The following is a 21,280-nucleotide window of genomic DNA, read 5'->3' as shown; positions in this document are numbered from 1 at the left end:
TCCTCAAAGTTGTATGATAACCTGATCAACACGATCAGAGTCGTGATAAGGGAGGATGGATATGAACAAGGCGTTTCCGTGCGTCGCCATGTCGGTGAGCATGCTAGCCATGATTACGGCGTCGGCCCCTGCACTGGCCCAGGCGGAGCCCCAGCCGGCACCCCAGGGAGATGCATCGCAGGGTGAAGCGACCACCGCCGACATCGTCGTCACCGGCTTTCGCGGCAGCCTGCAAAAGGGGATTGATCTGAAGCGCGAGGCCGTGGGCGTGCGCGACTCCATCGTTGCCGAAGACATCGGCAAATTTCCGGAGGCCAATGTCGCAGACTCGTTGCAGCGCATTCCAGGCGTGTTCCTGAGCCGCGACGGCGCATCGAACGAGGGCCAGCGCATCAGCATCCGTGGCCTGGGTTCGGAATTCACCGTCACCACCATCAATGGCGCGCCGGTGCGGACGACATCGTCGCAGAATGTCGGCAGTTCAACCCGCGACTTCAATTATGACGTCTTTCCGTCCGAGTTGTTCGGCCGCGTCGATGTCTACAAGACGCCGCTGGCCAATCTGGAGGAAGGCGGTATCGGCGGCAATGTCGACCTGCAAACACCCCGCCCCTTCGACAGCAAGGACCGGGTCATCCGCTATACTGCCCAGGCCAATTACAATACCCAGTCGAAGAAGTGGCAGCCGCGCGGATCGCTGCTGCTGAGCGACACATGGGGCGATTTCGGCGTGCTGCTGGGCGCGGCTTATGCCAAGAATGTCAACGAACGGTCCGGTTTCCAGTCGACAGGCGGCTATAACAGTTCGGTTATCGGTTCACGCGCCTATGCCGGCCCGACCACCACCGGCGGCCCGTTCCAGTTCCAGCTCGATCTCGACAATCCGCTGGCCAATTATGGATCGCTGACCCGCGACCAGGTGGCCAATGCCTATATGCCGCGCTTCTACCGCGTCTTCACCTCGAACAACGAGCGCGAACGGCTCGGCCTGGTCGGGTCGCTCCAATATAAGTCGGACCGGCTGGAACTGAGCGCCGACGGCATCTTCTCGCAACTCAAGGACCAGGCGGACGAGTTCACCTTCGGCGTGGCGGTGCGCAATTCCCGTACCGTGCCGGGGTCGACCAGCGCGCCGGGCACCGGCACCAATTCGGGCCTGATCCCGCTCGACGTGCATGTCGACGAGTATAACAACCTCTATGGTACATTCGGGAACAGCAGCTTCATCAACGAGAATTTCTTCCGCAACGCCCGCACCCGCTTCAAATATGGCATTATTCGCGGCGTCTATGACGTCACCGACACTCTGAAATTGTCGGCCCAGGCCAATCTGAGCGAAAGCAACGCGCGCTACACCGCCAACCGGATCGTCAGCAATATCAATGGCGTGACCAGCACCTTCGATCCGACCGTTAACGTCACCTATCCGACGATCAGTTCGCCGGTCGATTTCACCGATCCGTCAAACTACACCATGCCGACGCTGGGCTTCTCGCTCAACCGCGAGATCGACAGGCAGAAGACGGCGCGTGCGGTACTCGACTGGTCGCTGCTCGACGATGGCGAGCGCCGGTTCGCGCTCAAGATCGGCGGCAGCTATGTGAACACCGGCAAGCGCATCTCGACCCAGGACGGCAGCAGCATCGCGGCGGCCAAGCTGGTCGGCCTCGACGTCTTTTCATACATGGATTCCGATATCCAATATGGCGCGATCCGCGACGGCGGCAATTCGGGCTATCCATCCCAGTTTGCGAGCTTCCCGCGCTCCTTCGTGATGGACTATCTCGACGCCAACGGCGCGAACCAGGCGGCCAATGTCAATCTCAACGCGGCCTTCAACGCCAAGGAAATCGTCAAGACCGCCTTCTTCGAGAGCAATTTCGCCCTGCCGCTGTTCGGCAAGGAACTGCGTGGCTATGCTGGCCTGCGCTATTCGGACACCCGTACCATCATCAACAATTATCAGAGCGCGGGCGCGGGCGTCTTTCTGCCGCAGCGACGCGAGGGCGGCTATGAAAACTGGCTCCCCTCGGCCAGCCTGGCCTATGACCTGACACCCAACCTGCTGCTGCGCGCGTCGGCCGGCAAGACGATCACCCGCGCGGCGCTGACCGCGATTGCCGGCGGCACCATCGTGCCCAACGTCTTCAACCCCGACGTCACGGTCGGCAATCCCAATTTGCGGCCGCAGGTCGCGACCCAATATGATGCCGGCGTGGAGTGGTATTTTGCCCCCGGCGCGCTGCTCAGCGTCGGCGCCTTCAAGAAGGACATTACCGATCGCGCAACCGCGGTGCAGGACTTCGTCACCTTCGGCTCGCTCGGCCTGCCGTCGAGCGCGTTCAACACGACCTCATTGGGCTTTCCCGGCGGCACCATCCCGGATGATTTCCTGATCCGCCGGACCCAATATATCAACCAGGGCCAGTTGAAGCTGAAGGGGCTGGAATTTGCCTATCAGCAGAATTTCACCTTCCTGCCCAAGCCGTTCGACGGGCTGGGATTCACCGGTAGCCTGACGCTGATCGATCAGAAGGGCGACGATTTCATCACCACCGAAGGAACGCGCGTACCGATCTCCTTCGTGCCGGAATATAGCTACAGCGCGACGCTCTTCTATGAAAAGGGGCCGTTCGCGATCCGTGGTTCGTATAATTACCGGGCCAAGACCGGCATCACCTCGCAAAATACCGGCAACGACCAGATCCCCTATACTGCGCCGCAGGGTTTTCTCGACGGGACAATCAGCTACCGGTTCAGCGATGCGCTGGAGGTGCGCGTCGACGCGCTGAATATAACGAACGAGAATGTCTATATCTACTATGAGGATCCGGACGGCCCCAAGGGCAATGGCCAGTCGCGGCGCGACAACAGCTTCTTCAACGGCACGACCATTTCCCTGGGCATTCGCGGCAAATTCTGACCCTGCTCCCCCCTGGGCGCCGGGGACTGCACGCCCCGGCGCCCGCCTTTTCGCGAGACGATCATGACCATGCCGCATCCCGTCCCGGATATCGTCGATAATGCCGTTGCCAACGCCCGGCATCGGGCAAGCCGCTATCGCTGGATGATCTGCGGCCTGCTGTTCGCGGCGACCGCGATCAACTATGTCGATCGGCAGATGATCGGGGTGCTCAAGCCTGTATTGCAGGCAGAGCTGGGCTGGCGCGAGAGCGATTATGCCAATATCGTCTTCTGGTTCCAGTGCGCCTATGCGCTGGGCTTCCTGGCGATGGGCCGCTTCATGGACCGGGTCGGCGCGCGGATCGGCTATGCCGCCGCCTTCACCTTCTGGACATTCGCCCATGCCGCCCACGGACTGGTCAGCGGCATCACCCAGTTCATCGCTGTCCGCTTTGCCCTGGGCATTGGCGAGGCGGGCAATTTCCCTGCCGGCCTGAAAGTCGTTGCAGAATGGTTTCCGCAGAAGGAACGCGCGCTGGCGATCGGCCTGTTCAACGCCGGCGCCAATGTCGGGGCCATCGCAACCCCGCTGATCGTGCCTGCCATCACCATCGCCTATGGCTGGCGCGCCGCCTTCATCGCCACCGGCCTTGCCAGCCTGGTCTGGGTGGTGGCCTGGCTGCTCCTCTATCGCCGGCCGGAGGATCATGCGCGCGTATCGCCCGGCGAACTCGCCTATATCCGCAGCGATCCGGTGCGCGCCGGCGCACCCATCCCCTGGTCGCGCCTCTTCACCATCCGCCAGACCTGGGCCTATGCGCTGCCCAAATTCTGCATCGACCCGATCTGGTGGATGTTCCTTTTCTGGCTGCCCGACTTTCTGGGCAAGCGCTATGGCCTCGACCTCAAAAGCTTTGGCCCACCGCTGGTCGTCATCTATCTGATGTCCGACGCGGGGAGCGTTCTGGGCGGCTGGGCATCGTCGAGGCTGATCGCGCGGGGATGGAGCGTCAATGCCGCGCGCAAGGCGACGCTGCTGGGCTGCGCCCTTGCGGTGCTGCCGGTCGTCACCGTCCAGTCGATTGACAATCTCTGGACAGCGGTGCTGCTGATCGGTCTCGCGACCGCCGGACACCAGGCCTTTTCCGCCAATATCCTAACTTTGCCGTCCGACCTGTTCCCGCGCGCCGCCATTGGATCGGTGGTTGGCATCGGCGGCACGGCCGGCGCGATCGGCGGGATGCTGATCGCCCAGTTCGTCGGCTATGTGCTGGACCTGACCGGCAGCTATGCCCTGATCTTTGCCGTCGCCGGCAGCGCTTATCTGGTGGCGCTGGCATTGCTCCACATCATCAGTCCCCGTCTCTTGCCCACTGGAGAGCTTGCATCATGACCTTCCGCTCCTTCGCGCCGATCATGCTGGCCTGCGCCATCGCCGCGCCGGCCCATGCCGCCCAGCCCGCCCGAACCCCGATCGAAGCGGCGGTAAAGCTGGCCGACTGGCAATTGGCGCGGCTCGACGATCAGTCGCACATCCCCAGTGCCACCGACGAGACGCGCAAGACGCGCGGCTGGGAACAGGCCGTGTTCTGGGTCGGCATGACCGCACTCGCCGACGCCGGCGCACCGCCCCGGATCAAGGAGGCGATCATGGCCATGGGCCAGCGTAATGGCTGGAAGCCGGGCGACAATCTCTATTTCGCCGACGATCAGGCGATCGCCCAAGCCTATCTCTGGGCTGCGGCCCATGGCGCCGGCCAGGATGCGCTGGCGCCGACCCGCGCCGCCTTCGGCACGGTGGTCGACAAGCCGGCCGTCACCACCCTTGCCTTCGCGATTCCGACACAGGGCTATGGCGCGACCGAATGCCTCAAGCGTTGGTGCTGGTGCGATGCGCTGTTCATGGCGCCGCCCGCCTTTGCCGAACTGTCCCGCCAGACCGGCGATGACCGCTACCTGCGCTTTGCCATGAAGGAATTCTGGGCGACCACCGATTTCCTCTACGACCCGGCCGAGCATCTCTATTATCGGGACAGCCGCTTCTTCGAGCGGCGCGACGACAAGGGGCGCAAGCAGTTCTGGAGCCGGGGCAATGGCTGGGTGTTCGGCGGCATCGCCCGCGTCATCCCGCTGCTGGCGCAGGACAGCCCGGACCGTAGCCGGATGGAGGCGCTGTTCAGGGAAATGGCAGCGAAAATCAAGACGCTGCAAAAACCCGATGGCTATTGGGCGCCATCGCTGCTGGCGGCGGAAAATGCACCGCCCGAAACCAGCGGCACCGCCTTCTATACCTATGGCCTTGCCTGGGGAATCAAGGCCGGGCTGCTGCCCCGCGCCGACTATGAGCCGGTTGTGCGCAAGGGCTGGGCGGCGCTGCGAAAGGCAATCCAGCCCGACGGGCGGCTGGGCTGGGTGCAGCAGGTCGGCGACCGGCCTGACAAGGTGGCCGCCAGCGACACCCAATATTATGGCGTCGGCGCCTTCCTGATGGCTGCGACGGCGGTGGCCGCGCTCGACGCGCAACGCTGACGCGCGGGAGGAGGAACGGCATGTTCGAAAAAACCTATTACGCTACCCATCCCGCGATGATGGAGGGCGCCAGCAACGACGACCTGCGCGACCGGCATCTGGTATCGGGGCTGTTCCGCGCGGGCGAAATAACCCTCACCTATTCCCATGGCGAACGTTTCATCATCGGCGGGGCGGTGCCGGGTGCCACGCCGCTGGACCTGCCATGCCAGACCGAACCCGAAAGTGCGGCGGGCCATCCGCTGCTGGAACGGCGCGAGATGAGTGTCGTCAATATCGGCAAGGGCGACGGCACGGTCCGCGTCGATGGCGCCGACCATAGACTCGCCCGCTATGAGGCGCTCTATATCCCGATGGGATCGCAGACAGTCAGCTTCGGCGGTGAGGGCGCGCGTTTCTATCTGCTCAGCGTCCCGGCCCATGCTGCCTTTCCGCTGCGCAAATTGTCGCAGGCGGACAGCAACCCGATGCAACGCGGCAGCCTGGAGACATCCAACGAACGAACCATCTATCAGTTGATCCTGCCGCATCTGTGCCAGAGTGCGTCGCTGTGCCTGGGCTTTACGCGGCTGGCACCGGGCAGCGTCTGGAACACCATGCCGCCCCATGTCCATGAGCGGCGATCGGAAATCTATCTCTATTTCGATCTGGAAGAAGAGGATAGGATCTTCCACTATATGGGCGAACCGGACGCATTGCGGCACATCGTGATGGAGAATGAGGAGGTTGTGATCTCGCCGCCCTGGTCGGTGCATATGGGCGCGGGCACCCGCAACTATAGCTTCATCTGGGCCATGGCCGGTGAAAATCTCGATTATGAGGACATGGACGTCCTCGATATCTGCCAGTTGAAATAAGGGGATGGAAATGCGCGCACGGATCTGGACCCTGGCGGCGGTCAGCGGACTTGCCCTGGCGGGCGGCGCGCTGGCGCAGGGTGGCCCGCCGCGGGTGCAGCCCGTGCAGGTCGATCCGACCCGACCAGACTGGGAGAACCCGGCCGTCTTCGCGATCGGCAAGCTGCCCGCCCGTGCTACTGCCTTCCCCTTCGAGAGCCGGGAACATGCGCGGGCCGGCCATCGCACCCAATCGGGCCGCTTCCTGTCGCTGAACGGCGAATGGAAATTCGCCTTCTCGCCCGATGCCGATAATGTGCCGACCGGGTTTGAGCGTCCTGATTTCGATGTGTCGGGCTGGAAGTCGATCAAGGTTCCGGCCGACTGGCAGGCGGAGGGTTATGATCAGGCCCGCTACAACAATATCACCTACCCTTTCCCCGCCAACCGGCCGCTGATCCCCCATGCGACCAATCCGGTCGGTTCCTATCGCCGCGATATCGATCTGCCGGCGGGCTGGAACGGGCGGGATGTCGTACTGCACATCGGTGCGGCGGGATCGGCCTATACTGTGTGGGTCAATGGTCAGAAAGTCGGCTACTCGGAAGACAGCAAGCTGCCGTCGGAATTCGACGTCACCCGCTTCGTCCGTCCCGGCCGCAACAGCATCGCCATTCAGGTCTTCCGCTGGTCGGACGGCTCCTATCTGGAGGACCAGGATTTCTGGCGCGTGTCGGGCATCGAGCGCGAGGTGTTCCTGATGGCCGTGCCCAAGACGCGCATCCGCGACTTCTTCGCCCATGCCGATTTCGATGATGCGACGGGGGCCGGCAAGCTGGCAGTCGATGTCGCGGTGACGCCGGGCGCTGCGACCAGCGCGCGCTATGTCCTGATGGACAGCGATCGCACCGTTCTCGAAGGCCGTAAGCCGGTTGCGGCGGGGCCGGCCGAACACAGCGTGACGCTGACCGGCATGGTCGACAAGGTGAAGCCCTGGACCGCCGAGACGCCCGATCTCTACATGCTGCTGGTCGAACTCTACGACGCGCAGGGCCGGATCATCCAGTCCAGCTATGCGCGGATCGGTTTCCGCACCGTGGCAATGAAGAATGGCGTCGTCACGGTGAACGGCAAGCCGATCACCATCCGGGGCGTCAACCGCCACGAACACGATCCCGAAACCTTCCATGTCATTTCGCTGAATTCGATGGAACGCGACATCCAGCTTATGAAGCGAAACAATATCAATGCGATCCGTACATCGCACTATCCCAATGACCCGCGCCTCTATGAACTTGCCGACCGCTATGGCCTCTACGTCATGGACGAGGCGAATATCGAGAGCCACGCCTATATGGACTATGCCAACAAGCATGGTGATCGGCGCGCGGAGTTTCAGATCGGCTTCGACCCGGCGTGGAAGGACGCCCATGTCAGTCGCGTCGCCAACATGGTGGAGCGCGACAAGAACCATCCGTCGATCATCTTCTGGTCGCTCGGCAATGAAGCCGGGATCGGCCCGAATTTCGCCGCCGCCGCTGCGGCCGCAAAGGCGCGCGACCCCGACCGCCTGATCAGCTACCTGGGCTGGGGCACATGGGACGGGATCGGCGATCATCGCCCCAATGACTATGCCGACATCTATGCGCCCATGTATGATCCGGTCGCCAAACTGGTCGACTATGCGACCAACTGGAATTTCAGACAGCCGATGATCCAGTGCGAATATGCCCATATGCAGGGCAATTCGGGCGGCAATCTGAAGGATTATTGGGACATGATCTACGCCCATCCCGACAAGTTGCAGGGCGGTTTCATCTGGGACTGGGTCGACCAGTCCATGTATCGCTACACCAAGGACGGGCGGCGATATTGGGGCGATGGTGGCGAATATGGCCCCAATCCGGGCGGCGATATCGAATTTGGCGACGGCCTGCTCCAGTCCGACCGTACGCCCAATCCCGCCCTTTATGAATTGCGCAAGGTCTATGCCCCGGTCCAGTTCGACGGCTTCGATCCGGCGAGCGGCCGCCTGACCGTGCGCAACCGGCATGATTTCATCGACCTGTCGGGCTTCGGCTTCGACTGGGCGGTGCTGGAGGATGGCGTGGAGATCGCGCGCGGGTCGCTCTCCGCCCCTGACGTCCCGGCCCATGGTGTCGCCGCGATGACGGTGCCGATCGCCACCGTGAAACGTCGGGCCGGCGCGGAATATTTCGTGACGATCAGCGCGCGGGCCAAGGCCGGGACCATTCCCGCCGTCGAAGCCGACGCGCTGGTCGGATGGGAACAATTTGCCTTGCAGCGAGACACGCCTGCCATGCCCGCCGCCGCAAGCGGCGCCGTCGCGATCAGTGACAGGGGCGGTGCGATCAGACTCAACGCCGGCGATGCGGCGCTGGTGATCGACCGGACGAGCGGACTCGTCCGCTCCTACAGCAAGAACGGCAGGATATTGGCGCAGGGCGGCGCGCCGCATTTCTGGCGCGCGGTGACCGACAATGACATCGGTATCGGCACCGACAAGCAATTCGCGATCTGGAAGACGATGAGCGAGCAGCGCAAGGTCGCCGCCATCCGCCTGATGCCCCAGACAGATGGCAGCCGCTCGGTCGAGATCGACTATCGACTGGGCGACGGCACAGCCGGCTTCACCAGCATCTATCGCATGGCCGGCGATGGTTCGGTGTCGGTTTCAGGCAGTTTCACGCCCGGCAAGCCCGATCTTCCCCCGCCTTTCCGCATCGGCCTCGCTTTCAGCCTGCCGGGCGATCTCGACACGGTCGAATGGTATGGCCGCGGCCCGCATGAAAGCTATGTCGATCGCAAGACATCGGCGCCGATCGGCCTGTGGCGCGGCGCCCTGGCGGACCAGAATCATGATTATATCCGGCCGCAGGAGACCGGCAACAAGGTCGATGTGCGCTGGATGGAACTGTCGGGCGGTGGCGCGGGCCTGCGCGTGCAGGGCGACCAGCCGATGATGATGAACGCCCTCGCCTTCCCCTATGCCGATCTCGACCGGCACAAGCCCGGCACATGGAAATCGTCCGACATCCGGCCGCATGACCAGGGTACGCTGCTGATCGACGCAGCGCAATGGGGCGTGGGAGGCGACACCCAGTGGAGCGAGTTCGGCAAGCCCATGGCCGCCTATCGCACCACCAGCACGCCGATCCGCTTCAGCTTCCGCTTCAGCCCGTTCGACGGCGCCGGCACCATGCCAGAAAAGGCCAGGCCGGCGCGCGCAACAGCGGCGAATTAGCGAAAGTGCGTTATGCCCCCATTCTGAATCGACCAAGGTTCTGCGAAAGCCGTGGTCGCTCCGATCCTGTGCCATGGAACATGCAGGACATCTGGAAAGCGGAAGCTGCCTTCATCCTCTCAACGCGTGGAGCCTGCGCTGCTCCCTACCGAGGTGATGCATCGCCCTCGATCTGCGCGGCCCGTACAATCCGAAGTATGTTTCCTCCCCACATCTTGGCGAGATCGTCGTCGGAATAGCCAGCCTGCTTCAGCCGCGCCGTGACACGGGGCAGCTGCGAAATGTCGTTGAAACCGGCAAAGCCGCCGCCGCCATCCCAGTCGCCCGCAAAACAGACATGATCGACGCCGGCAATGTCGATCACATGCAAGATCATCGCCATATAATGCTCGAAATCGGTGCGCCATAGTGGCTGGGTCCGGTCCAGGGCGCGCCATTGCCGGGTCAGTTCGACCTGTTCGGCCGGGCTGAGATCGGAAATATGCTCATAGCGCGCGAATAGGGCGGCGCGCTCGCCGGCCAAGTTCAGATCCGACAGGAAGATCGTGCTGATGCACATCGCCCCGCCTTTCGCCGCCAGCCTGCGAATGCGGTCGTCGTCGAGGTTGCGCGGATGGTCGAAGGCCCAGCGCGCACTGGAATGAGACAGAAGGATCGGCGCTCTCGATTCCGCCAGCATCTGGTCGAAGGCGGCGTCGGAGGCATGGCTGGCGTCGATCACCATGCCGAGCCGATTCATTTCCTGCACCCAGCGATGGCCAAGCGGGCTCAACCCATCCCATTTCGGCTTGTCGGTCGCGGAATCGGCGAACTGGTTGTTGGCGCCATGCACCGGACCGGCGAGCCGAACGCCGCGCCGGTAGAATTCGTCGAGCAGGCCGATATCTTCGCCCAGCTCATAGCTGTTCTCCATGCTCTTGAAAGCGATCAATTTGCCCTCGCGATGGAGCCGCTCGGCATCGTCGGCCGAGAGAGCCGGTGCGATCCGCCCGGGAAAGGCGGCGACAGTGCGGTCGATCAGGTCCGACCGGCCGCGCGCATGGGCGAGTGCGGCGGCATACCCCTCCGCGGTCAAAGGCCCCTGCTCGGTATAGATCGCGAAGAAGCCGCCGCTGAGCGCGCCAGCCTCCATCCGCTGCATGTCGACCTGGACCAGATCGTTGGCGGGATCATGCGGATCGCCAAAGCTCCAGCCCGGCCGCGCGAAATGCATTGGCGTGTCGATGTGGGTGTCGAGCGAGAGCAACCGGGCATGGAGCGCAGCGGCATCCTCCGATCGGGGCGCTGACGCGATGGTCGCGCAGCCTGTGAGCAGCAACAGGGACAGGTAGGATGCGCGTTTCACTTGCCGGTCTCCACAGGCCGCAGGTCGAGATCGTGATAATCATAGCTGAAGTCGGCGATCGGGCTTTCCGCCTTCATCGAGACGCGCGAGACCTTGCCGTCCGCATCGAGCGCGAAGGTCACATAGGCCGGCTCGATCGCCTTGTCGTCGAAGCGGGTGACGAAGCTGTCATATTGCCAATGTTCCAGCCGCCCCGCCATGCGCGGGGTGGTGGTGAAATTGATACGCAGCCCCTCGCCATCGCGAGTCACGACGACATCGCCATACCAGGGATCGCGATAGGTACCGACATAGCGGCCGAGCGACAGCGACGGACCAATCCTGACCGGGGCGGCGCGTGTGTCGGCCAGCGCCGCCTTACCGCCGGCGATGCGCTGTTTCATGAACTGGCCGAACCGGGCCGGCCAATCCTGATCGGGTAGCCCCAGATAGTGGTCGACCAGCATATGGGCGACGCCGCGCAACAGCGCCACATCCTCCGAATTGACGACGACCGCGATGCCGACATCCTGATCGGGCAGCAGGATGATATGGGTGATCGATCCGAACACGCCGCCGCCATGGGACAGGATGCGGGCGCCATGATAGTCCGACACTTCCCAGCCGAGCGCATAGGTGGTGACATGGGAAGCCAGCGGCGCGAGGCTGGGCGGATAGGCTTTGGCCGGTTCGATCGTCGCCGGCTTCCACATTTCGGCCGCCTGCGTCTCGCTGAACAACCGCCCGCCGCCGGGCAGTGCCCCATGGCCGAGCTGAATCTTGAGCCACTGCGCAAGGTCGTTGGCGCTGAGCGCCAGACCGCCCGCCGGCATCGCCGCTCGGCCCAGTTCTTCACGCTCGTCGAGCAGGGAATTGGCGCTGTCGCCGCGCACTGCGCCACCGATCCGGGCATGGGGGAAGGCGCGATCGGGCGTCGCCCGGCGCGCTTCATAGGTTGCCGTCGCGCTGGCCATGCCGCCGCGCTTCAGCACCTCCTGCGTCATGAAATCCTCCCAGCTCCGGCCGCCGACCTCCTCGATCAGCTGGCCCGCGACCATGTAGAGGATATTGTCATAGGCATAGCCCGAACGGAAACTGGTGGCCGGTTTGATATAGGCCAGGCGTTTCACCGTCTCCTTGCGCGACAGGCTGCCGCGCGGAACGAACAGCAGATCGCCCGCCCCCAGCCCGAGGCCGCTGCGATGGACCAGCAGGTCGCGTACCGTGATCTCGCGCGTGACCCAGGGATCATACATGCGAAACCAGGGCATATGATCGATCACTCGATCGTCCCAGCCGAGCCTGCCCTGGTCGACGAGGATGGCGAGCGCGGCGGCGGTGAATGCTTTGCCGGTGGAGCCGGTCTGGAAGATCGTGTCGGCATCGACCGGCGCGGGATCGCCCAGCCTGCGCACACCCCAGCCCTGGGCGAGCGTCGTCCGCCCCTTTTCCACGATGGCGACCGCGATGCCAGGCGCCCCGATCTGCCGGCGCAACGCCTCGACCCGGTCGGCCAGGCCTTTGGGCGGTGCGGCCAGGGCGGGTGTGGCAAGGACGAGCAGCAGACCTGGCAGGCCACGAAGCAGACGCGGGGTCATGACCGCAATTCTCCGGCAAGCGGGGTGGACGGGCGCCGCAGCAGCCGGGCGAGCGCGATCGTCAGCAACGGCGCAACGAAGACGATGAGAAACAACCAGGCGAGGAAACGATAGCCGCTGGCGATCAGGTCGATGAGGCCGATGCGGTTGGCAACCGCCATGCACAGGGTCAACAGAAGGACGCCGATGAGCGCGCGGGCGCCCAGTCCGAGATCATGGCCGCGCCGCGCCTGGACCACGCCAGCAATACGCTCGTTGATGGCATGAACCGCGCCCGCACCGCTTTCCAGCAGGGCGCAGAAGATCATCAGCTGGAACAGCCAGTGGAAGGCGGGGATGTCGAGCTGCCGCAGCAGGAAGTCGGACGGCAGCGTCTCAGCACCGATCCCGGGATAGAAGGCGACCATGCAGATGAAGAACAGGATTGCGGGCAGCATGGTAAGCGGACCGGCGATGAGGCCCGCGACCACCGCATCGCGCTGGCTGGTCAGGTGACGCAGCACCGGCAGGATCACCACGGCGCCAACGATATTGTAGCTGGCATAGGTGGCACCGCCGAGCATCCAGCCGGTCGTCGGCACCGGCGCCGAAAAGCCTGCGGCAATGCGGTCGCCGAAAGTCCAGAGGCCAAGTAGCAGGAACAGCGCATAGACGGCGTAGAGCAGCAGCGAGACATATTTGAACACGCGCTCGACCGCGCCGGTGCCAAGCGCGGTGGTGACGATGATGCCGATGGCGAGCAGAAGTGTGCCGACAAGTTCGGGCGCGCCGATCAGTGCATGGGCGATCGCCCCGGCCGTTGCGCCGAACACCGCCAATATGAGGACAACGAAAATGACATAAGCGGCCTCGAACGCGATCCAGCCGGGGCCGAGCAGCGCGGTGAAAAAAGCGCGATAGTCATAGGCTTGCGCCAGCCGTGCATAGGCAAATGTCGTGGCTGCGATCAGGCTCCACAGCAGCGCGGCGAAGACCATGCCGAACAGGCCGCCCCACGGCCCGCTGGCCAGGAAATATTCGGCCAACTCGCGGCCGGTGGCATAGCCACCGCCGATGATCACAGCCTTGAGCGCGAACCCCGGCAACAGAAAGCGCTGAAACCAGCTCGATCCTGTTGCCGCACCGCTCATGCCGGTGCCAGGCAATAATCGACCAGCGCGTCGAAGGCCGGGCCGCCCCGCATCGGGTCGGCGACCGGCAAGCCCAGCCGTACGCTTTCGCTGGCGATCAGCGTATCAGCCTCCGCCGGGCTGAACGCCGCGGTGTTTAGACTGATCCCGCCGCAGCGGATCGCCGGGTTGGTGCGCTGGCCAAGCAGGGTCGTCAGTTCGATAATATGTTCGATGCTGGTGAGCGTGTAGCCCGCCGTGCCGAGCATGTCGGTGCGGCCGGGTTCATGACAGACGATGAAGAGATCGGGCTGGCTGCCATGGAGCAGGCCGAGCGACACGGCGGCATAGGCGGGATGGGTCAAGGCCCCCTGCCCTTCGATCACATCCCAATGATCGGGTGCGGCATCGGGCGACAGCAACTCCGCCGCGCCGGCCTCGAAATCGGAGACAACCGCGTCCATCGGGATGCCCCGCCCGGCGATCATGATGCCGGTCTGGCCGCTGGCGCGGAAATCGCTGTCGATGCCGCGCGCGACGAAGGCACGGGCGAGCGCCAGCGCGGTATATTTCTTGCCGAGCGCGCAATCGGTGCCGACCGTCAGCAGCCGCTTGCCGCTGCGCTTGCGCCCGGTCGCGACCGGGATCTGCGCCGGCGGCACCCGCACGTCTATCAACCGGCGGCCAAGCCGCTGCGCCACCTGCGCCAGTTCGGGAATGTCGGCGAGCTTCATGTGCATCCCGGCGATGATGTCGAGCCCGGCCTCCAGCGCCTCGACGAGAGACGTGCGCCACAGCGGCGGAATGACGCCGCCGGGATTGGCGACGCCGATCACCAGCCCGCGCGCGCCCTGCGCGACAGCCTGCGCCGGTGTCAGGCTGGGCAGGCCGGTGCTGACAGTGGCACCACAGGACAGTTCCCCTACGCATTTGTCTGCCGCCCAGTCGCGCAGACCAAAGGCAGTTTTCGCAAAACCCGCTTCGGTCGTGTCGCCCAGGAAGAGCAGATAGGGTTGGGGCAAGACCAGCGCATCGGGGCGCGAGCCGAAAGGCGCGTTCATGGAGGAAACTCCGGTCAGAATGCCACGTCGATCGCTACACCCAGCGTGCGGGGCTGGAGCGGCACGGTCGACAGATAGCCGGGATTGGTTGTGGCGACGCTGGTCGTGACCCGCCCCTCTTCGTCACCGAGGTTACGGGCATAGACACGCAGCGTCCATTTCCGGTCGAAGGTGATGCCAGCATTGAGGTCCAGCGTAGCATAGCCATCGACCGGCACCGACAGAGGCGAACTTTCCACGGCCGAAACGCGATCCCCAACGATGCGCAATGCGCCACCGATCCGCGCCTCGGCCGTGCCACCCACCGGGAAGTGATAATCCGCCGTCATCGCCGCAGACAGCTTGGGCACGTTGGGCAACTGATCGCCGTCGGTGCAATTGTCGGTCGTCTGTGTGCAGCGCGCGTCAGTATAGGCGAAATTGGCGCCAACGCTCAGGCCCCGCACTGGCTCGACCAACAAGGAGGCCTCGACACCCTTGCTGCGGGCTTTGCCGGCATTGACCAGGCCATTGATCCCTGCGGCAAAGGCCGCGGAAATCTGCAGATCCTTCCAGTCTAGCAGGAAGGCGGCCGCGTCGAAGGTCACAGCACCATCGAGGAACCGGGCCTTGATGCCGGCCTCATAGCTGGTCACCCGTTCGGAATCGACCGTCGAGGGAAAACCGGGCAGCGCGATATTCGGCCCGCCAGGACGATAACCCGACGCAACACGGGCATACAGCATCGTGTCGCGACCAAGATTAAACTGCGGACTGATGCTGTAGGTCAGGATTTCCTCGTGCGACTTGCCATCGCCACTACTATCCAGCCCGGCCAGCGGGATCTGCGTCAGCTGAGTGAAGGTCTGGTCGTTGCGCGCCCAGCGCAGGCCACCGGTCAGATGGAAGAGATCGCTGAGCTTCCAGGTCGCATTGCCGAAAAACGCATATTCCTTGTAGGTGTTGGGCAGCGCCACCACTGCGAAGGGATCGATCCCCGGAATAGGATTGCCATCGAGGTCCAGCGCATTGACCAACTGGTCATGGCTGTTGTCTTCATCGGTGTAGAAGAAGCCCAGCATCCATTCCAGCGTGTCGCTGGAGGCCGAGGTCAAGCGCAGTTCCTCGGTCCATTTCTTCTGGTGCAGCCGCGCCGGATAGATCGCATAGCCGCCCCAGAGCACGCCATAGATGCGCGAGGCGTCGCTAGTCTCCAATATCTTGAGTTCGCTGTAGGAGGTGGTCGAACTCAACTCGGCGAAACCGAAATCATAGGCGATGCTGCCGGAATAATATTGGAAGTCGCTGCTGAAGGGTTCGTCGAGCTGGCTGTTGGTGCTCAGGAACTTGGCACCCGGCGCCAGTGCGCTGTTGTTCATCCCTTCATAGACGATGCCGAAATTGTCGGAATCGACCGACTGCCATAGGCCGCTGAGCTTGATCGTCAGCGCCGGGTCAGGCTTCCACAGCAGGGCGACGCGGCCGCCTTCCTGCACCGCCTCGTTCACATCTGCCTTCCCGGTCAGGATATTATCGATATAACCTGGCGTCTCGCGCCGGGAGTAGCTGGCGCTGACGGCGAGCTGGTCGGAGACGATCGGCACGCTCGCCATCGCACCCGCCGCCCAACCCGGATCAGCCGCATGGGCGACATCGAACAATTCTGAGCCTCCCCGCACCACCATTTTCTGAAGGTCCGGTTGAACCGTCACATATTTGAGCAGACCGCCGATCGAACTGGCGCCATAGAGCGTGCCTTGCGGCCCGCGCAGCACTTCCAACCGCTCGACATCATAGGGCAGCAGGTCGAGCGAGAAGCTCTGGCCGCGATTATAGATCCCGCTGGAGCCGATCGGCGCATCGTCGAGATAGACGCCCACCGTGGCACTCGGCCCGATTGGCGCGACGCCGCGAAGCGACAGGGTTGAGCGGCCGGGAGAGCCGCCATTGTCGACCTGAAGGCCGGGCACATGGGCGGCATAATCGAGCAATTGAGAACCGCCGCTCTGTTGCATCTGCTCGCCGCCGACGACGCTGATCGAGATCGGCACGTCCTGCACCCGCTCGGCGCGCTTTTGAGCTGTGACGATAATCGCATCATCGCCCGCCAGCGCGGCCTGCGGCGCGGCATCCTGCGCCTGTGCAAGGCCAGGCAACAGCAGGCCGCCGGCTGCTGCGGTCATCATCAAATTCCGCATGATACTGTGCGTCATCGTGGGTCTCCCCCCTGGAGGTCGATGGTCACCGGCGGCCCGCGTACATCGCAATCCCGTCCGGACGTCGCATTAATTTTCTATCTGAGATGATTTATCCTAATCAGAAAGTTGTCAATCCTGATTTGAAAAATAATCTTCAAATTCTTGCCAACGGCCGGAATCAGGCAGCGAGATGGCCCCACACGGCATCCCCGCATTCGATGTCGCCGTCGCTATAGACGATGCCGGGCTGGCGATCGGCGGCCAGGAAGGTCGGGCCGTCAAGGTCGACCACGTCGCAATATTGGCCGACCAGATAGGCCGGCGCGGTCGCCAGACTGGTGCCCATCATATTGCCGACCATCACCCCAAGGCCGAGCGCACGGGCGCGCCGCGCCATGGCCAGCGCCTCCGTGAGGCCGCCGCATTTGTCGAGCTTGATATTGACCACGTCGAAACGGCCGGGCATCGCCTCGACATCGGCAAGACCGAGCACGCTTTCGTCGGCGGCGATCGGGATCTGCGAGGTGAAGCCGTCCAGATCCGCCTCCCGCCCGCGTGCCAGCGGCTGTTCGATCAGGCTGATGTCGAGCCGCATCATTGCCCGGACCAGAGCCGGCAGATCGGCGATGCCATAACCCTGATTGGCGTCCACGCCGATCCAGCAACCTGGCCGTGCGACACGCACCGCCTCCACCCGGGCGACGTCGAGATCGAGGTCGCCGGTCAGCTTGAGCTTGAGCGCGCGGGCTTCGGGGAAGGTCTCGACAGCGCCGCGCGCCATCACCGCCGGATCGTCCGCGCCCAGGGTGAAGGTGGTCCGCAGCGGCCGGGGCGGCGGCAGGCCTGCCAGTTTCCAGACCGGCACACCGCTCGCCTTGGCCTCCAGTTCCCACAGCGCGCAGTCGAGCGCGTTGCGGCCCCCGCCCGGCGGTAGCGCCTCCTGCAAAGCCGCGCGCGACAGGCCGCGTTCGAGCGCCTCGCGAACGCTCTCGATCGCTGCTGTCATCGTGGCGACATCGTCGTTCAGGTAGAATACCCCGCCCCCTTCACCCCGCCCGATATGGAGGCCGTCGGACAGACTGACCTCCACCACCGGGCTCTGGGTGAAGACGTGGCCGGCGATGCGGAACGGCTTGGCATAGGCGAAATTCGCCTCTCGCACGTCGAGGGCCAGACGATGCACCATCGTCAGAAAGCCGTTCCGAAGCTGATCAGCTTGAACACCACCGCCACCCATAGGATGAAGAAGGCGCCGAGCAGCAGCAGCACGCTCCACAGCTTGCCGAACCAGCCGCGCTTGCCTTTCCACACCAGCCACAGATTGCAGGCCGCGAGCGCGAACAGGCCGATGAAACCGATCGTGCCGAGGATCTGGAGCAACAGGATCGGCAGGTCGAGCGCGGCATGGGCATCGAAATTCTCGATGCTCATCACCACGCCGGTCCAGCCCGCCAGCACGGCGATGACCAGCCAGGCCAAGCCGCGTACCAGCCGGTAGGCGCGCCGATCCGTCCCGGTCAGTGCGAGCGCCGCACCATAGCGCCGCCGCGCGAGCCAGCCGATTGGCCAGGAAAGGGCGGTCAGCAGCACGACACCGATGCCGAACAGCAAGCCCGGGATCAGCCAGGTGCCGGTCGCGTACCAGGGCGTCCTGTCGAACACCATGAAGGGCGAAACCATGTTGAAGCTCCAGCGGACGACCTTGCCATCGACGACCTGCGCCGCAACCCTTTCATGGCCATAGGCGTCCTGCCAGACGAAGGGCGCGACCTCGATCCATTTGCGCGGCGCGCCGCCCAGGGACAGCACGCTGGGGATCGAGGGCCGACCATCGGCGTCGAGGCCGATTTTCGCCTCCCCCAGCAAATAGACGATCGAGGCAAAGCTCGATTCAACCCGGCGGCTGTTGCTCCAGTTGCCGACCAGCAGCTTGGCATGGTCCCTGGCGGTCGACAGTTCGACCGGCACCGCACGCGGGCCGGGGCTGAGATAGCGATCGACGAATTCATCCATGAGCGTGCCGCGGATCGCACCCGCCGCCCCTTCCTTGCCGGGGCTGTTCATCGAAATGAAGATGCCGACCTTTTCCATCGGGAAAATCAGCAGGTCGCTGTGGAAATAGACCGTGTCGCCGCCATGGGCCAGCGCGCGATGACCATCGATCCACTGTTCATAGAAGCCCAGTGCCATCTGGTTGAGACCCGGCACGCTCTTGTTTTGCGCGGTCTGCATCAGCTTTTCGGTCTCTGGCTTGAGCAGTGGCGCACCTCCATTGAGATGCGCGATCATGAATTTGGCCATGTCGGCGCCGCTCGCGGCCATTGCACCCGCAGGTGCCAGGCCTATTTCCTCATAACGCTCGGCCTTGCCCGAACCCAGGAGATAGCCTTGCGACATATGCGGCTTGAGCGCAGGTGGTAGCGGCTGGCGGAAGGTCGCATAGCGCATGCCGAGCCGGTGGAAGATGTTGCGCTCGACATAATCGTCGAATGGCATAGCTGACACCCGCTCGACGATATAGCCGGCCAGCGCGGTCGCATAGTTGGAGTAAGCCGGAGTCGAACCGGGCTCGAAGATTCGCTCGGGGATGCGCTCCTTGAGCGTGTCGCCCAGCGACTTGAGCGGCTTGTCGAAGGTCAGGAGATTCTTGATGATCTCTTCGAAGCCGGCGGTGTGCGTCATGATCTGGCGCATCGTGATCGGCTTACCCTTGTAGGGTGGCAGCTTGAAGTCGAGATAGCGGTTCACGTCGGCGTCGAGATCGATCTTGCCGGCCTCCACCTGTTGCATCACAGCGGTCCAGGTGAACAGTTTGGAGGTAGAGCCGGGACGGAACAGGGTAGTCGCCGGATCGACCGGCTTACGCCTGGCAACATCGGCATAGCCAAAACCCCGCTGGGTCAGCACCCGGCCGTCCTTGACGACGACCACGACGGCCCCGGCCACGTCACCGCGGCCGAGCGCATAGGGCATATAGCCATCGAGCCAGGCGTCGAGGTCCGCCTTGGTCAGCGCGCCATCGCCGGCCGGGAGCGGCGGCGCGACAAGCGCCTGTTCAGTCCTGGCCGCAGGCTGCGGCAGGAGCGAGGATGTCTGCTGGGTCAATGCCGGGGCGGCGCCGGCTAGGCCGAGCAACGCCGCTAATCCCCATTTGAACGAGTGCTTCCACATGAATTGCGAGCCCCTTTCCTTCTGGCCTCCCTGGCCATCGGCCGATTGCGTCCCTCAGCGGTTCAGTCTAATCTATCGCCTGATATGAAACGAAATCGTCCCGATTGAGACATAATGATCCTATTTAGAGAATTGTCAAACCGAGAGCCCGATCTGGCAGGAGATGCGGCATGACCCAGGCGCAACCGACCCTCGGCACCCTGCTCAAGGCGGTCCGGGCCCGGAACAACTGGACGCTCAAGGAGATGAGCGATCGCAGCGGCATTCCGGTGTCGACCCTGTCGAAGGTCGAGCATGACCGGCTGACGCTGACCTATGACAAGCTGCTGCAACTCAGCCAGCGCCTGAACATCCGCATGTCGGAACTGTTCGCGGAAAATGACGCCCCCTCCGAAGTATCGGTCACGGCGCGGCGCAGCCTGGGCGACATGGGCCGCGCGGTGCGGGTCAACACCGCCAACTATGATTATTATTATCTCTGCACCGAGTTGCGGCGGAAGCGGATGATCCCTGTCGTGACCCGCGTGCGCGCCAAATCGGCCGAGGAATTTGGTGATCTCGTCCATCATCCGGGCGAGGAGTTCATCTTCGTGATACAGGGACGGATCGTCGTCCACACCGAATTCTATGATCCGGTGACGCTGGAGGAAGGCGAGTCCATCTATATCGATTCGAACATGGGCCATGCCTATGTCGCGGGCGATGGCTGCGTCGAGGCAGTGATCCTGGGCGTCTGTTCCAGCGCTGACGACGATCTGATGAGTTCGCTGCTCACCCTGCATGGCGAGGAACGCGAGCGAGAAATCGCGCGCGGATGATCCGCGCTTTGGTTTGTTGATGCTCGACTGGCCGCCCGATTACGGGGTTTGGCGGCCTGCGCCCCTTTCGGGGCGTTCCGTTCCCGTTTTTTCGCACCCAGGGCCGGTCGGTCCGCTTTTACAAATCATATGGTCAAGGTCGGGTCATCAGTCGCCTGTCTGGGCTGATTATCGGTTCCATGGCACGCGGCGCGCAGTGAATCGAAGCGAAAGGGCTGTAGACCGCGCTCCAAAACAGGCCAGCCAGTCCTCTCATCGTTGCTGACGTAACAGCTGCTTCTTTGTCGGCTGTGCAATTTCAACCAGTGTTACAGCGATGTGTTGCATAATCTCGCGAAAAAACGGCCATTAGGAAAATGGCACAGCATTTGCCACGGCTTCCCCCGTCCGATCCTGAGCGTGTGGAAGTGCTGCGCGGACCGCAGGGAACGCTGTGGGGCGAGAACATAACGGCGGCGCTATCAACGTCATTTCCAAGCGCCCATCGC

13 protein-coding genes are annotated in these 21,280 nt (G+C 63.5%); 6 read left to right on the top strand and 7 right to left on the bottom strand.

Going from position 1 to position 21,280, the window contains the following annotated elements:
* Window positions 1–61: 61 nt before the first annotated feature.
* From VMR39_RS07775 to VMR39_RS07755, 5 genes are all read left to right on the top strand, one after another.
* On the top strand, window positions 62–2,923 hold the full coding sequence (locus VMR39_RS07775; RefSeq protein WP_325415402.1) for a TonB-dependent receptor: 2,862 nt from the start codon (window positions 62–64) through the stop codon (window positions 2,921–2,923).
* A 63-nt stretch (window positions 2,924–2,986) separates the two neighbouring features.
* A complete protein-coding gene (locus VMR39_RS07770; protein WP_325415401.1) occupies window positions 2,987–4,297 on the top strand; it encodes an MFS transporter in 1,311 nt (436 codons plus the stop codon).
* Window positions 4,294–5,433, top strand: a complete 1,140-nt coding sequence (locus tag VMR39_RS07765; RefSeq protein ID WP_325415400.1) for a glycoside hydrolase family 88/105 protein — start codon at window positions 4,294–4,296, stop codon at window positions 5,431–5,433. The genes VMR39_RS07770 and VMR39_RS07765 overlap by 4 nt, the downstream gene beginning before the upstream one ends.
* A 20-nt stretch (window positions 5,434–5,453) precedes the next feature.
* Window positions 5,454–6,290 carry a 5-dehydro-4-deoxy-D-glucuronate isomerase gene (gene kduI / locus VMR39_RS07760; RefSeq protein WP_325415399.1) on the top strand — a complete coding sequence of 279 codons (837 nt, stop codon included), beginning with the start codon at window positions 5,454–5,456 and terminating at the stop codon, window positions 6,288–6,290.
* Window positions 6,291–6,300: 10 nt separating this feature from the next.
* The gene (locus VMR39_RS07755) at window positions 6,301–9,534 is read left to right on the top strand and encodes a glycoside hydrolase family 2 TIM barrel-domain containing protein (RefSeq protein ID WP_325415398.1); all 3,234 of its coding nucleotides are present in this window, start codon (window positions 6,301–6,303) and stop codon (window positions 9,532–9,534) included.
* Between the two features lie 145 nt (window positions 9,535–9,679).
* Here VMR39_RS07755 and VMR39_RS07750 read toward each other — a convergent pair whose 3' ends face one another.
* The 7 genes from VMR39_RS07750 to VMR39_RS07720 form a co-directional block, all read right to left on the bottom strand.
* Entirely contained in the window at window positions 9,680–10,879 is a 1,200-nt protein-coding gene (locus VMR39_RS07750; RefSeq protein ID WP_325415397.1) for a dipeptidase, read from the bottom strand.
* Window positions 10,876–12,456 carry a serine hydrolase gene (locus VMR39_RS07745; RefSeq protein ID WP_325415396.1) on the bottom strand — a complete coding sequence of 527 codons (1,581 nt, stop codon included), beginning with the start codon at window positions 12,454–12,456 and terminating at the stop codon, window positions 10,876–10,878. The genes VMR39_RS07750 and VMR39_RS07745 overlap by 4 nt, the downstream gene beginning before the upstream one ends.
* Window positions 12,453–13,586: a hypothetical protein gene (locus tag VMR39_RS07740; RefSeq protein ID WP_325415395.1), complete on the bottom strand. Its 1,134-nt coding sequence runs from the start codon at window positions 13,584–13,586 to the stop codon at window positions 12,453–12,455. Before VMR39_RS07740 ends, VMR39_RS07745 begins: the two co-directional genes overlap by 4 nt.
* Window positions 13,583–14,626 carry a DUF1611 domain-containing protein gene (locus tag VMR39_RS07735; RefSeq protein WP_325415394.1) on the bottom strand — a complete coding sequence of 348 codons (1,044 nt, stop codon included), beginning with the start codon at window positions 14,624–14,626 and terminating at the stop codon, window positions 13,583–13,585. The genes VMR39_RS07740 and VMR39_RS07735 overlap by 4 nt, the downstream gene beginning before the upstream one ends.
* A 14-nt stretch (window positions 14,627–14,640) precedes the next feature.
* Complete coding sequence (locus VMR39_RS07730) at window positions 14,641–16,788, bottom strand: TonB-dependent receptor (RefSeq protein WP_325415393.1); 2,148 nt, start codon at window positions 16,786–16,788, stop codon at window positions 14,641–14,643.
* Window positions 16,789–16,981: 193 nt separating this feature from the next.
* Entirely contained in the window at window positions 16,982–17,989 is a 1,008-nt protein-coding gene (locus VMR39_RS07725; RefSeq protein ID WP_325415392.1) for a dipeptide epimerase, read from the bottom strand.
* 2 nt (window positions 17,990–17,991) lie between these two features.
* Window positions 17,992–19,974, bottom strand: a complete 1,983-nt coding sequence (locus VMR39_RS07720; protein ID WP_325415391.1) for a serine hydrolase domain-containing protein — start codon at window positions 19,972–19,974, stop codon at window positions 17,992–17,994.
* Between the two features lie 170 nt (window positions 19,975–20,144).
* On the opposite strand from VMR39_RS07720, the gene VMR39_RS07715 reads away from it, so the two are divergent.
* Window positions 20,145–20,792, top strand: coding sequence for an XRE family transcriptional regulator (locus tag VMR39_RS07715; protein ID WP_325415390.1), 648 nt, complete (start codon window positions 20,145–20,147; stop codon window positions 20,790–20,792).
* Window positions 20,793–21,280 lie beyond the last annotated feature (488 nt).

The sequence above is a fragment of the Sphingobium sp. genome, from assembly GCF_035511395.1.
GTDB lineage: Bacteria > Pseudomonadota > Alphaproteobacteria > Sphingomonadales > Sphingomonadaceae > Sphingobium.
Note: the sequence above shows the minus strand (reverse complement) of the source record. Positions and strands in the feature narration are given on the sequence as shown.